Here is a 12462-nt window from a genome sequence, read left to right as displayed (position 1 = left end):
ATTGGGGAAGGGGAAAAAAACGGGGGACCCCGAAGGGGGACGGGGAAGGAGGGAGAAGGGGGCCCCCCCCCGGGGGGGGACCCCCTTTGGGGTCCGCCCCGGCCGGCCGCCCCCGGCACCGCAGCAAGTACAGGAAGGACGCGCACATGACCGACAGGTCCCCGACCGGGCCGACGACCGTCGGCCGGCCGGCGAGAACACTGCTGACGGCCCTGCTGGCAGGAATCCTGCCCCTGCTGTCGTCGCTCCTGCTCGTCGTCGCCGCTCCCCCGGCGTCGGCGGCCACGCTGACGGAGGTGGCCGCCTTCGGCAGCAACCCGAGCGGCCTGCGGATGCACCTGTACGTGCCGGACAGCGTCCGGCCCCGGCCCGCCGTGCTCGTGGCGGTGCACTACTGCACGGGTTCCGGGCCCGCCTTCCACTCGGGCACGGAATTCGCGTCACTGGCCGACCGGTACGGATTCGTCGTCGTCTACCCCTCGGCGACCCGCAGCGGCAACTGCTTCGACGTCTCCTCGCCGCAGGCCCTCAGGCGCGACGGCGGCAGCGACCCGGTGGGCATCAGGTCGATGGTCGGGTACGTCGAGCAGCACCTGAACGCGGACCCCGGCCGGGTGTACGTCACCGGCGCATCCTCGGGCGCCATGATGACCAACGTCCTGCTCGGCAACTACCCCGACGTCTTCAAGGCGGGCGCGGCCTTCATGGGCGTACCGCACTCCTGCTTCGCGACAACCGACGGCTCGGGCTGGAACAGCGCCTGCGCGAACGGCACCGTGGACCGCACACCGCAGCAGTGGGGCGACCTGGTCCGGGCCGCCGCCCCCGGACACAGCGGCCCCCGCCCCAGGATGCAGATCTGGCACGGCACGGAGGACGCGACGCTGCGCTATCCGAACTTCGGGGAACAGATCGACCAGTGGACGAACGTCCTCGGCGTCGGCCGCACGGCCGTGTCCGGCGATCGTCCGCAGCCGGACTGGACCCGCACCCGCTACGGCGGCAGCGGGGACCAGGCGCCCGTGGAAGCCGTCAGCGTCCAGGGCGGGGGCCACACCCTGCCGACCGGCGGGATGGCGGCTCGGGCGATCACGTTCTTCGGGCTCGACGCAGCCGATCCCGGACCCGAACCCTCCCCGGGCGCCTGCCGGGTGGGCTACACGGTCAATGCCTGGAACAGCGGCCTGACCGCGACGATCACCCTCACCAACACCGGCACCGCACCGCTCCGCGACTGGTCCCTCGCCTTCACCCTGCCCGCGGGGCAGGGCATCACGTCCGGCTGGGGAGCGACGTACAGCCCGGGAAGCGGCTCGGTGACCGCCAGGAGCCTGGCGTACAACTCCACCCTCGCCGCCGGGGCCAGTACGCAGATCGGCTTCCAGGCGAGCCACACGGGCGACACCGGAAAACCCGCGTCCTTCACGCTCGGCGGGACGCGCTGCACCCTCGCCTGAGGCCGCGGTCCACGGCACCGCACACATCCGGCGTCCACCGTCGGCGGGCGGGAGATACCGGAATCCTGGGACGTCCCCGCGTCGTACGAGGCCGACACACGGCGGTCGGACGATCGCGATCGACACGCCGCTGAGAGAGGGTGGGGGTCATGCATTCCAAGGACGTTCTCGCCGAAGCATACGGACGCATCCAGGAGGAGGTGCACGCGGCCGTCGACGGCCTCTCCGCCGAGGAACTGAACACCCCGCCCCGTGACGGGGCCAACTCGATCGCCTGGCTGGTCTGGCATCTCACGCGGGTGCAGGACGACCACGTCGCGGACGTGGCCGGACACGAGCAGGTCTGGCTGTCCGCGGGCTGGGCCGACCGCTTCGCGCTCGGACTGCCCGCGCGCGACACCGGCTACGGCCACACGCCGAAGGAGGTCGCCCGGGTCCGGGTGGACTCGGGCGACCTCCTGACCGGCTACTACGACGCGGTGCACGACCGGACCCTCGCGTACCTGCGGGAGCTGGCCGACAAGGATCTGGAACGCGTCGTCGACGAGGGGTGGGACCCGCCCGTCACCCTGGGCGTCCGCCTGATCAGCGTTCTGTCCGACGATCTCCAGCACGTCGGCCAGGCGGCGTACGTCCGGGGGCTGCTGCGCTGAGGCCGCCGGGGGGTCAGACCGCCGTCGCGGACGCCCCGGCGTCCGCGTAGCCCGGCAGCACGACGTCGCGGATGAGCGCGGCCCGCTCGTCGAACGGGATGAACGCGCTCTTGAGGGCGTTGACCGTGACCGTGCGCAGGTCCTCGACGGTCCAGCCGGCCTCGTCGACCAGCAACGACATCTCGCGGGTCATCGTCGTGCCCGACACCAGCCGGTTGTCGGTGTTGAGGGTGACACGGAAGCCGAGGTCCCGCAGAACCGTGATGGGGTGGTCGGCGATCGAAGTGGCGGCGCCGGTCTGGAGGTTGGACGTCGGGCACATCTCCAGGGCGATGCGGCGGTCGCGCACCCAGCCCGCGAGGCGGCCGAGCTTGCCGTCCACGATGTCGTCGGTGATGCGCACGCCGTGACCGATCCGCTGGGCGCCGCAGACCTGGAGGGCCTGGTGGATGCTGGGCAGGCCGTGCGCCTCACCGGCGTGGATGGTGAAGGGCACGTTCTCGCGGCGCAGGTGCTCGAAGGCCGCCAGGTGGTCGGCCGGCGGGAAGCCGTCCTCGGCGCCGGCGATGTCGAAACCGACGACGCCGCCGTCCCGGAACGCCACCGCCAGGTCCGCGATCTCCCGCGTCCGGTCGAACATCCGCATGCCGCACAGCAGGGTGCCCACCCGGACCGGGGTACCGGCGGCCGACGCCTTGGCCATGCCGGCCGCCAGCCCCTCCTGCACGGTCTCGACGACCTCGGGCAGGGTCAGCCCGCCGTTCAGCATCAGTTCGGGGGCGTAGCGCACCTCGCCGTAGACCACACCGTCGGCGGCGAGGTCGAGGACGTACTCCTCGGCGGTGCGCAGCAGGCCCTCGCGGGTCTGCATGACGGCGAGGGTGTGCTCGAAGGTGGCTATGTAGCGCACGAGGTCACCGGAGTTGGCGGCCTCGTAGTACCAGGCGGCAAGCGCCTCGGGGTCGGTCGTGGGCAGCGTGTGGCCGACCGCGCCGGCGAGCTCCACCAGAGTGGCGGGGCGCAGACCGCCGTCGAGGTGGTCGTGCAGCACCGCCTTCGGCAGGCGGCGGACGGTGTCGGTGTCGATGCGGTGCGCGGTCATGCGTTCAGTTCCTCGGCAGGTCGTGCGGGGGTGGGCGATGGGTTCGGCGGGATGGGGCAGGAAGCCCCGGGGGATACGTGTCCGGGGACGGGCCGTACGGGCTCGCACGCCTCGGCGGCCGTGACGGGTCCGGCGACCGACCGTGCCTGGCGGGCCCCGGCGGTCACCCGTCCGTGGCGGCCACCGACGGGGTCGGAGATCCATGGACGGAGGGACTCGACGGAGTCGGACGTCCGTGCCGGGCACGGGTCACGCGTCCGGCGCGGCCCGTGCGAGGGTCACTCCTCCGGGGCGGGCTGGAGCAGGTCCCAGCGGTTTCCGTACAGATCCTCGAAGACGGCGACCGTGCCGTAGGGCTCGTGGCGCGGCTCCTCCAGGAAGGTCACCCCGGCGGCCCGCATCCGGGCCTGGTCCCGGGCGAAGTCGTCGGTGTGCAGGAAGAAGCCCACGCGCCCGCCGGTCTGGTCACCCACCCGGCCGCGCTGCGCCTCGTCCTTGGCGCGGGCCAGCAGCAGCCCGGTGCCCGGGCCGGCGGGGCCGGCCTCGACGACGACCCAGCGGGAGCCGTCCGGCCGAGGGGCGTCCTCGGCGAGGCGGAAGCCGAGGGCCTCGGTGTAGAAGCGGATCGCCTCGTCGTAGTCGTCGACGACGAGGGTGACCAGGGCGATGCGTCTCATCTGGACCTCTCCGGAAGTTATACGTAACACGGTAGGGTACGGCATCCTGCGGGCGGCGTGTCGCCGCCACCCCGCCCCTACGCCGCCCGGGCCCGGCGCCCCTTCGCCGGAGGGGGCGCCCGTGGTCGCGGACGGCCCGCCCCGCCGCGGCGCGGGCCGGTCCCGGGGGTGGCACCCACTCGTGACATCGTGGAGATCGACTCGGGACCCAGTCCCCCGCCCAGCGCTGTCCCCACAGGAGTTGAACGCCATGACCGAGAAGCCGAAGCCGACCGGAGCCCCCGCCCGCCAGAACGTCACCTTCCCCAGCGCAGGGTCCACCGCGCACGGCTATCTGGCGCTGCCGCCGTCGGGCCAGGGCCCCGGCGTGATCGTCATCCAGGAGTGGTGGGGCCTCACCGACCACATCGCCGACGTCGCGGACCGGCTCGCCCAGGAGGGCTTCGTGGCGCTCGCCCCCGACCTGTACGGCGGCAATGTCGCCCACGACAGCGACGAGGCGCTGCGGATGATGCAGGACCTGCCGGTGTCCCGGGGCGTCGACCTGCTCTCCGGCGCGGTCGACCATCTGCTCGGGCTGCCCGAGGTCACCTCGGACACCGTCGGCGCGGTCGGCTTCTGCATGGGCGGCGGCTTCGTGATCTACCTGGCGGCGGCCGACGGGCGGATCGGCGCGGCCGTACCGTTCTACGGCGTCATCCAGGGCGAGCTGCCCGACTTCTCCGCGCTGCGGGCGCAGGTCCAGGGCCACTACGGCGAGCTGGACACCAGCATCCCGCTGGAGAAGCTGGACGGAATGCGGGCGGCGATTCAGCAGCAGTCCGGCATCACACCCGACCTCCGCCTCTACGCGGCCCACCACGCCTTCTTCAACGACGGGCGTCCCGAGGTCCACGACCCCAAGGCCTCCGCTCAGGCCTGGCAGAGCACGGTGGCCTTCCTGCACGACCAGCTGGACTGAGCCCCGGGCCGCGGGGGAGCACGCGGCCGGTGCGAACACGGCGGCGTGAGCCGAGCGGTGCGGGCCCGGCGGCGTGAGCCCGGCGGTGTCGCGGGCCCGACACGGCACTTCTCCGCGCGACGAGGCATGAGCCGGCCGGGGCGTTCGGGTGAGCGGCCGTGAGGAAGACGTACTCCTGGCCGACACCCTTTTCCCGCACGGGAGTTACCAGGGAGTAATCCCCGATGGTTTGATGTGCCGCGCCACTCAACCCCCCGCACCCACAGGGAGATCCAGTGCCGCTCTCCGCTCCGCGCCGCATCCCGTGCGCGGCCGCTCTCGTCCTCTCGCTCGCCGCCGCCGGTCTCGCCGGGGCGAGACCCGCCGCCGCGGACACCGCCGGGACCCCCTCGCTGCACGTCCTGTCGTACAACGTCTTCCTGATGAGCAGGACCCTTTACCCCAACTGGGGCCAGGACCACCGGGCCGCGGAGATACCGAAGGCGTCCTTTTTCCGCGGGAACGACGTCGTCGTGCTGCAGGAGGCCTTCGACAACTCCTCCTCGGACGCGCTGAAAACAGCGGCGGCCGGCGCATACCCCTACCAGACACCGGTGGTCGGGCGGAGCAGGAGCGGCTGGGACGCGACCGGCGGGGCCTACTCCTCGGCCACCCCCGAGGACGGCGGAGTCACCGTGCTCAGCAGGTGGCCGGTCCTGCGCAAGGAGCAGTACGTCTACAAGGACGCGTGCGGCGCGGACTGGTGGTCGAACAAGGGCTTCGCCTACGTGGTCCTGGATGTGAACGGCGCCAAGGTCCACGTCGTGGCGACCCATGCGCAGTCGACGGACCCCGGATGCGGCGCGGGTGAGGCCGTCGCCGTGCGCAGCCGCCAGTTCAAGGCGATCGACGCGTTCCTGGACGCCAAACACATCCCGGAGGACGAGCAGGTACTGGTCGCCGGGGACCTCAACGTGGACTCACGCGGCTCCGAATACGGCTCGATGCTCGCCGACGCCGGCCTGGTCGGGGCGGACGCGCGGACCGGGCATCCCTACTCCTTCGACACGCAGGACAACTCCATCGCGCACGACCGCTACCCCTCCGACCCCCGAGAGGATCTCGACCACGTCCTCCACCGCGCAGGTCACGCGCGCCCCGCCGGATGGTCGAACGAGGTGGTCAAGGAGCAGTCCGCCCCCTGGACCGTGAGCAGTTGGGGCACCGACTACACCTACACGAACCTGTCCGACCACTACCCGCTGAGGGCACTGTCGGAGTGACGTCCGAAGGCCGCCCGGCGGGGAGTCGCCCCGCCGGGCGGAGCCGGCGGTCAGTCGCTCCGCCGGTGCACGGCGTCCAGGCGGGCCACCTCTTCGTCGGCCGGGCGGAGCGCCCCCGCGGCCACATTCTCGGTGAGGTGGTCGGGGTTGCCCGTGCCGGGGACGGCGAGCACGTGCGGGCCCTGTCGCAGGGTCCGGGCCGGCCGGATCTGCGCCGGGGTCGCGCCGTGCGCCGGGCGACGGCCGGTACGGCGTCCTCGTCGGTACCGCCGGGGCCCTGTGCGCCGCCCGGGCCCGCCATGGCGAATAACGGCACGAAGGCGATGCCCCGTTCGGCGCACGCCCGCAGCACGGCGTCGGTGCCGGGGTCCGGTGAGTGGAGGCCGTACTGGTTCTGCACGCTGACCATCGGCGCGATGGCCGGGGCCTCGGCGAGGTGCCGCGGTTCCACCGCGGAGACGCCGAGGTGACGGATCAGGCCGACCCGGCGCAGCTCGGCGAGGGCGCCGAAGTGCTCGGAGATCGATTTCTGGCGCATCCGCCGGAGGTACACCACGTCGAGATGGTCGCGGCCGAGCCGGCGCAGGTTTCTCCTCGACGTGGCCGCGCAGGTCCCCGGGCCTCGCCGAGGTGACCCACTCCCCCGACTGGTCGCGGTGGGGCCCGACCTTGGCCGCGCAGAGAAGGCGGCGGGTCGATGTGGTCGACGCCCAGTTCGACCGCGCCGCATCGCGGCGATCGCGCGCGTGCGGTCGCTCGGCGTGCCTCGTGGAAGGCGGCGCTGCCCGTCAGCCGCATCCCGCCGAACCCCATGCGGTCGACGACGATGTCGCCCATGGTCCAGGTGCCGGCGGCTGCGGCGGTGATCGTTTCGGAGGTCGACAGGGCAGTCCGGCACGGGGCCGAAAGCGGTGCGAGGCCCGCCGGTGACAGGTGTCCGCCGGCCCGATTGGGCGTACGGCGGGTGCCTCGCGCGGGGCCGCGGCGTTCGGCGCGGGCGGATCCGGGGGCCCTGCGAGGGGCTCCGGGGTCGCAGCGGTGGTGGGGTCGCGGGCAGGAGGGGGATCGTCCTGTCGCGTGGCCCCCCGCGCGCGAGTCGGCGGGGACATATCGGGCCGCACGCGAGAAGCTGCCGGCAACCCACTTCTCGGACGGGTGCCTACCCGATCCCGACCGGCCTGTGTCAAGGAGCCCGCCCATGAACGACTCGCAGTCCGCCGCGTCCGCCCCGGCCGACGAGGCGTACCGCTTCGACGACTTGACCGCCTTGTTCATCAACTGCACCCTCAAGCCGTCACCGCAGCGGAGCCACACCCAGGGGTTGATCGACAAGAGCCGCGCGATCATGGACGGGCGGGGTGTCGCCACCGATGTGGTCCGCGCCGTCGACCACGATCTCCCGCCGGGTGTCTACCCGGACATGACCGAGCACGGTTTCGGCGCGGACGCCTGGCCGGGCCTGTACGAACAGGTCATGGCGGCGGACATCCTGGTCGTCGCGGGACCGATCTGGCTGGGCGACAACAGCTCGGTCACCAAGCAGGTCATCGAGCGGCTCTACAGCTGCTCCGGTCTGCTCAACGGCCGGGGGCAGTACGCCTACTACGGACGGGTCGGCGGCTGTCTGATCACCGGCAACGAGGACGGTGTCAAACACTGCGCCATGAACATCCTCTACAGCCTCCAGCACCTCGGCTACAGCATTCCGCCCCAGGCCGACGCGGGATGGATCGGTCCTGCGGGCCCCGGACCCTCGTACCTCGATGCCGGGTCGGGTGGCCCGGAGAACGACTTCACCAACCGCAACACCGCCTTCATGACCTGGAACCTGATGCACCTGGCGGCGATGCTCAAGCGCGGCGGAGGCTTCCCGGCCCACGGCAACCAGCGTTCGGAGTGGGACGCCGGCTGCCGCTTCGACGCCCCGAACCCCGACTACCGCTGAGTTCCTCGTCCGGTCCGGACCCTACGGGTACGTGTACGTGTTGAGGGTGTTCACCGCGGCGGCGGGGTTGCCCAGGTCGTAGCGGTCCACGGCCAGGAAGTTGGGCTTCTTGCGGGCGGCGGGCCGGCAGAACCGTTCGGCCCGGTCGGCGAGTTTGCCGTTGTCCGTCGACGCGGTGGAGGCGACCGTGGCGTCCCGGAAGTGGTTCATGACGAAGAGCGGACGGAAGGCACCCTCGGTACGGGTCAGCGGGAGGGTGGTGGTGGCGTCGTACCAGCGGCTGTAGCAGGACCAGTCGGAGGAGCCGAGGCCCGACCCCATGGACCAGTAGTTCTCCACCGTCCATTCCCGCTGGTACATGACGCCGAAGCCGTCGCGGGTCAGTCCGGCGGCCTCGTCGGCGGAGCGGCTGTGGTCGGTGAAGATCAGCAGCCGGTCGTTCGCGGCGAGCAGGTCCGCCATCCTGGGCCAGCCGTTCTCCCGTACGCCGGTCCGGTCGGGGCGGTAGAGGACGTCGGACAGGCCGTTGACGCGGGCGAGTTCGCCGCGCAGGACCCCGGGGTCGACGTAGTCCTCCAGGAAGACGGTGACGAACTGGTCCGGGTGCTGCTTCAGGAAGTCCACCATGCGCTGGAGGTCGACCCACAGGGCGACCGGCCTGCTGACCAGGGTGCAGCTGTTGTGGCAGAGGATGCCGCCGTCGGGGGTCTGGTGGACGTCGAGCATGAATCCGCGTACGCCGTCGGAGAGTTGCCGGTCGATCCCGCGCGTCTGGTTGGGGAACAGGTTGACGAAGGGCGGGGCGAAGCCGCCGTCGACTCCGTTGGCGTAGGCGTTGTGGGCGGTGAGGAACGTGACCTGGTCCAGGGTGCGCCGGTCCTGGGGCGGCATGGGTCCGGTCGCCGGGTTCACGGGGGTCAGGTACCAGGCCGCGAGGCCGCCCGCGGCCCCGATCGCCAGCTCGGCCGGATAGGTGGAGCCGGCGGGTCTGGGGGCCACGGTCAGATACCGGTCGGCTCCGGGGGCCTTGAGGGTGTGGCGGTCGGCGCCGGCCGCTGCGATCTCCCACGCGGCGTCACCGCCGGCGCAGGGCACGGTCGCGGCCCGGTCTCCCGAGCGGCCGAGGCAGTTGCCCGCGGTGTCGGCGCTCTCCAGGACATAGGACGATCCGGCGGCGCGCAGCGTCCACTGCTGGTGGTCCTCGTTGCCCCGGGGATTGCGCTGGAGTACCGCTCCCCCGCTGTCGGCCGCGTTGAGTCCCGTCACGGCGCTCTGGACGTAGTAGGCGCCCGGGCCCGGCACGTCCGCGGCGTTCACGGGGCCGGGGGCGAGGAAGACGGAGGCGAGCGCGGCCCCTGCGGCGAGGGCGGCGAGCAGGGGGCGTGGGGGCGGCATCACTGTGGCGGTGTCCTTCCGTGCCGGACGACGAGGTCGAGCGGAGCGAACGCGCACACAGGATGCCGCACCCTGCCATGCACCTGACAGTGCAGAACCGGCAGGACTTACTCAGCAGTAGAGGTTGCCGCCGGCCGAGGTACCCAGGATCTGCACGAACCGCTGGTAGGCGTCCACCCGGCTCTGGACCTGGGCCGGGTTCCTTCCGTCGCATTCCAGCGAGCCGTTGATGCTGCGGATGGTCTGGCCGAATCCCGCGCTGTTGACCATCGCGTTGTGGGGCGTCATCGTGCCCGGCCCGCTCTGGGTGTTCCAGTACCAGAGGCCGGTCTTCCAGGCCACGGAGGCGTCCGTCTGCACCAGGTTGGGGTTGTTGAGCAGGTCGATGCCGAGCGCGTCGCCCGCGGCCTTGTAGTTGAAGTTCCAGCTGAGCTGGATCGGACCGCGGCCGTAGTACGCCGACTGACCGGCCGGGCAGCCGTACGGCTGGCCCCAGTCGCAGTAGTGGGGGTAGTTGGCCGTGTTCTGCTCCACCACGTACACCAGGCCGCCGGTCTCGTGGTTGACGTTGGCGAGGAAGGCGGCGGCCTCCTGCTTCTTCACGGTGTCACTGCCCGTGTTGGCGAACCCCGGGTAGGAGCTGAGGGCCGCCTTGAGGCCGCTGTAGGTGTAGAACGCATTCCGGTTCGGGAACATCTGGTTGAACTGGGCCTCGCTCACGACGAAGCCGTCGGAGGGCGTGGTGGAACCGCCGTCGCACGCGTACGGCTCCCAGAACCAGGTGCTGATCGTCGGGTCGTAACCCGGGTTGTCGTGCTCGGCGATGTAGGCCTTGCCGTCGGTGTAGCGCACGATGTTGCCGGTGACGTAGGACTTTCCGGCGACCCAGCCGGGATAGCTCGAACAGGACGCGGCGGACGCACCCGCGGCCGGCAGGAGTACCGGTGCGGCCGTGCCGACGATGAGTGCGGCCATGACGGCGGAGATTCGGCGCCTCGACACAGGATCGACTCCTTTGCGAACACGGCCGCGCCCGGCACGGGGCAGAGCGGAGTTGGGCCCTGCACGCACGCGCCGGCGGACACCGGCCACGGCGTCGGGGGCGGCCGCGGTGGGGGGTTGTGGTGCCACACTCAACCGCCTTGGTCTGTACCAGTCAAGGGTGTAGACCAGTCGGATCCGACAACGTTGGCAACGAACCACCTTGCGCACGGCGGACGTTGGGGAACGGCGCGCGCACCCGTACGGACGGCGGCACGCCGATGGCCCGGGCCGTCCTCGACGATCCGGGCCATCGCGTCGCGCGGCTCAGCCGAGCGGCTTCTCCAGCACGGCCTTGCGGTGGCTGAACGTCTCCAGCGAGTAGCGGCCGTGGTAGCTGCCCATGCCGCTCTCGCCGACCCCGCCGAACGGCAGGTCGGAGACGGTGAGATGAGCCAGGGGCAGGCCGATGCCGAGGCCGCCCGAGGAGGTCTCCGCGGCCAGCCGGCGGCGGGTGCCGTCCGAGCCGGTGAAGGCGTAGAGCGCCAGGGGCTTGTCGCGGTCGTTGATGAAGTCGATCGCCTCGTCGAGGTCCGCCACCGTGACGATCGGAAGGACGGGACCGAAGATCTCCTCCTGCATGACCGGCGCCGCGGGGTCCACGTCGGCGAGGACGGTGGGTGCGATGTACCGCGCGGCACGGTCGACGGCACCGCCCGTGACCCGGCGCCCGGAGTCCAGCAGGGCGTGCAGCCGGTCGAAGTGCCGCTCGTTGACGATGCGGCCGTACTCCGGCGAGGTGCGGGGGTCGGCGCCGAAGAGCGCCTCCACGGCGCGCACCAGCTCGGGCTCCAGGGCGCGGGCGGTCTCGGGGTCGGTGAGGACGTAGTCGGGTGCGACGCAGGTCTGTCCGGCGTTCAGGAACTTGCCGCGCACGAGACGGTCCGCGACGACGGCCGGATCGGCGTCGGCGTCGACGAACGCCGGTGACTTGCCGCCCAGTTCGAGGACCACGGGGGTGAGGTGCTCCGCGGCGGCCCGCATCACGATGCGTCCGACCGTGCCGTTGCCGGTGTAGAAGATGTGGTCGAAACGCTCGGTGAGCAGCGCCGTGGTCTCCGGGACGCCGCCTTCGATCACGGCCACCGCGTCGGTGTCGAGGTACCGCGGCAGCAGCCGGGCCAGCGCGGCGGAGGTGGCGGGGGCCAGCTCACTGGGCTTGGCGACCACCGCGTTGCCCGCGGCCAGCGCGCCGAGCAGCGGCGTGAGGAGGAGCTGCACCGGATAGTTCCAGGGGGCGATGACCAGGACGACGCCGAGCGGGTCGTACTGCGTCCAGGCCGTGGCGTCGGCCCCCAGGTGGGCGGGGACGGGGGCGGGCTCGGGGCGCAGCCAGCCCTGGAGGTGCTCCAGGGTGTGGTCGATCTCGCGCACGGTGAAGTCGATCTCGGTGCGGAAGGCCTCGGTGGAACTCTTTCCGAGGTCCGCGTGGAGCGCGGCGGCGAGGTCGTCGCCGTGCTCGGTGAGCATCTCGCGCAGGCGATTCAGCTGGCTCGTACGCCACTCGACGGGCTTGGTGCGGCCGGTGCGGAAGGTGGCGCGCAGCCGGGAGACGACGTCGGCGGGCTGCTCGGGGGTGGAGTGGTTCACGGTGCCTCGCTGGTCGGGCGCGGCCCCGGGGGGCCACGCGGGTGCTCGTGAGCTGGTCACACAGCTGGATGTATATGCCAACTGTTCTCGTGCCCGCATAAATTCCCCGTACACGAATCCGGCGCCTCACCTGTCGGCGCCGGGATCGGCAGGAGGCTCGCTCGGAGGGGGCGGCGCCGGGTCCGGGCCGTGCCCGGCCAGTTCCGTCCGGCGGCGTTGCAGGAAGGCCCGCTCCCCCGGATTCCCGGTGCGCGCGAGGGCCGCCTCGTACGCCTGGCACGGGGCGGGGGGGGGGGGGGAGGGGGGGGGGAGGGGGGGGGGGGGGGGGGGGGGGGGGGGGGGGGGGGGGGGGGGGGGGGGTGGGGGGGAGGGGGGAGTG

General features: G+C 72.1%; 10 protein-coding genes and 1 pseudogene. 5 read left to right on the top strand and 6 right to left on the bottom strand.

What is annotated here, in order from left to right; all coding sequences use genetic code 11:
* The first annotated feature begins 146 nt into the window (after positions 1 to 146).
* Together ACZ4NT_RS05585 and ACZ4NT_RS05580 are read left to right on the top strand one after the other, a co-directional pair.
* Positions 147 to 1457, top strand: a complete 1311-nt coding sequence (locus tag ACZ4NT_RS05585) for an extracellular catalytic domain type 1 short-chain-length polyhydroxyalkanoate depolymerase (protein WP_467723669.1) — start codon at positions 147 to 149, stop codon at positions 1455 to 1457.
* Positions 1458 to 1606: 149 nt separating this feature from the next.
* Positions 1607 to 2110 carry a mycothiol transferase gene (locus ACZ4NT_RS05580; protein WP_121408180.1) on the top strand — a complete coding sequence of 168 codons (504 nt, stop codon included), beginning with the start codon at positions 1607 to 1609 and terminating at the stop codon, positions 2108 to 2110.
* Positions 2111 to 2123: 13 nt separating this feature from the next.
* Here ACZ4NT_RS05580 and ACZ4NT_RS05575 read toward each other — a convergent pair whose 3' ends face one another.
* Both ACZ4NT_RS05575 and ACZ4NT_RS05570 read right to left on the bottom strand, forming a co-directional pair.
* Positions 2124 to 3212, bottom strand: coding sequence for an adenosine deaminase (locus ACZ4NT_RS05575; RefSeq protein ID WP_467723666.1), 1089 nt, complete (start codon positions 3210 to 3212; stop codon positions 2124 to 2126).
* 278 nt (positions 3213 to 3490) lie between these two features.
* Positions 3491 to 3889, bottom strand: a complete 399-nt coding sequence (locus ACZ4NT_RS05570; RefSeq protein ID WP_467723664.1) for a VOC family protein — start codon at positions 3887 to 3889, stop codon at positions 3491 to 3493.
* Positions 3890 to 4139: 250 nt separating this feature from the next.
* On the opposite strand from ACZ4NT_RS05570, the gene ACZ4NT_RS05565 reads away from it, so the two are divergent.
* Both ACZ4NT_RS05565 and sph read left to right on the top strand, forming a co-directional pair.
* On the top strand, positions 4140 to 4850 hold the full coding sequence (locus tag ACZ4NT_RS05565) for a dienelactone hydrolase family protein (RefSeq protein ID WP_467723662.1): 711 nt from the start codon (positions 4140 to 4142) through the stop codon (positions 4848 to 4850).
* Positions 4851 to 5125: 275 nt separating this feature from the next.
* Positions 5126 to 6112 (top strand): sphingomyelin phosphodiesterase, encoded by a 987-nt coding sequence (sph, locus tag ACZ4NT_RS05560; protein ID WP_467723660.1) that lies wholly within the window; start codon positions 5126 to 5128, stop codon positions 6110 to 6112.
* A gap of 50 nt (positions 6113 to 6162) precedes the next feature.
* On the opposite strand, the pseudogene ACZ4NT_RS05555 reads toward sph, so the two are convergent.
* Positions 6163 to 6949, bottom strand: a pseudogene (locus tag ACZ4NT_RS05555) (aldo/keto reductase).
* 361 nt (positions 6950 to 7310) lie between these two features.
* On the opposite strand from ACZ4NT_RS05555, the gene ACZ4NT_RS05550 reads away from it, so the two are divergent.
* A complete protein-coding gene (locus tag ACZ4NT_RS05550) occupies positions 7311 to 8057 on the top strand; it encodes a flavodoxin family protein (RefSeq protein WP_467723658.1) in 747 nt (248 codons plus the stop codon).
* Positions 8058 to 8078: 21 nt separating this feature from the next.
* On the opposite strand, the gene ACZ4NT_RS05545 is transcribed toward ACZ4NT_RS05550, so the two are convergent.
* From ACZ4NT_RS05545 to ACZ4NT_RS05535, 3 genes are all read right to left on the bottom strand, one after another.
* Positions 8079 to 9452 carry a phospholipase gene (locus tag ACZ4NT_RS05545; protein ID WP_467723656.1) on the bottom strand — a complete coding sequence of 458 codons (1374 nt, stop codon included), beginning with the start codon at positions 9450 to 9452 and terminating at the stop codon, positions 8079 to 8081.
* Positions 9453 to 9563: 111 nt separating this feature from the next.
* Positions 9564 to 10454: a glycoside hydrolase family 19 protein gene (locus ACZ4NT_RS05540; protein WP_467723654.1), complete on the bottom strand. Its 891-nt coding sequence runs from the start codon at positions 10452 to 10454 to the stop codon at positions 9564 to 9566.
* Positions 10455 to 10760: 306 nt separating this feature from the next.
* On the bottom strand, positions 10761 to 12083 hold the full coding sequence (locus tag ACZ4NT_RS05535; protein WP_121408675.1) for an aldehyde dehydrogenase family protein: 1323 nt from the start codon (positions 12081 to 12083) through the stop codon (positions 10761 to 10763).
* Between the last annotated feature and the right edge of the window lie 379 nt (positions 12084 to 12462).

It is taken from the genome of Streptomyces sp. NPDC026417 (assembly GCF_055567695.1).
Note: the sequence above shows the minus strand (reverse complement) of the source record. Positions and strands in the feature narration are given on the sequence as shown.

What these genes read in the sequence shown, in the direction of transcription:
- ACZ4NT_RS05585 (WP_467723669.1), top strand. Translation starts at nt 147, where the DNA reads ATGACCGACAGGTCCCCGACCGGGCCGACGACCGTCGGCCGGCCGGCG.
- ACZ4NT_RS05580 (WP_121408180.1), top strand. Translation starts at nt 1,607, where the DNA reads ATGCATTCCAAGGACGTTCTCGCCGAAGCATACGGACGCATCCAGGAG.
- ACZ4NT_RS05575 (WP_467723666.1), bottom strand. Translation starts at nt 3,212, where the DNA reads ATGACCGCGCACCGCATCGACACCGACACCGTCCGCCGCCTGCCGAAG.
- ACZ4NT_RS05570 (WP_467723664.1), bottom strand. Translation starts at nt 3,889, where the DNA reads ATGAGACGCATCGCCCTGGTCACCCTCGTCGTCGACGACTACGACGAG.
- ACZ4NT_RS05565 (WP_467723662.1), top strand. Translation starts at nt 4,140, where the DNA reads ATGACCGAGAAGCCGAAGCCGACCGGAGCCCCCGCCCGCCAGAACGTC.
- ACZ4NT_RS05550 (WP_467723658.1), top strand. Translation starts at nt 7,311, where the DNA reads ATGAACGACTCGCAGTCCGCCGCGTCCGCCCCGGCCGACGAGGCGTAC.
- ACZ4NT_RS05545 (WP_467723656.1), bottom strand. Translation starts at nt 9,452, where the DNA reads ATGCCGCCCCCACGCCCCCTGCTCGCCGCCCTCGCCGCAGGGGCCGCG.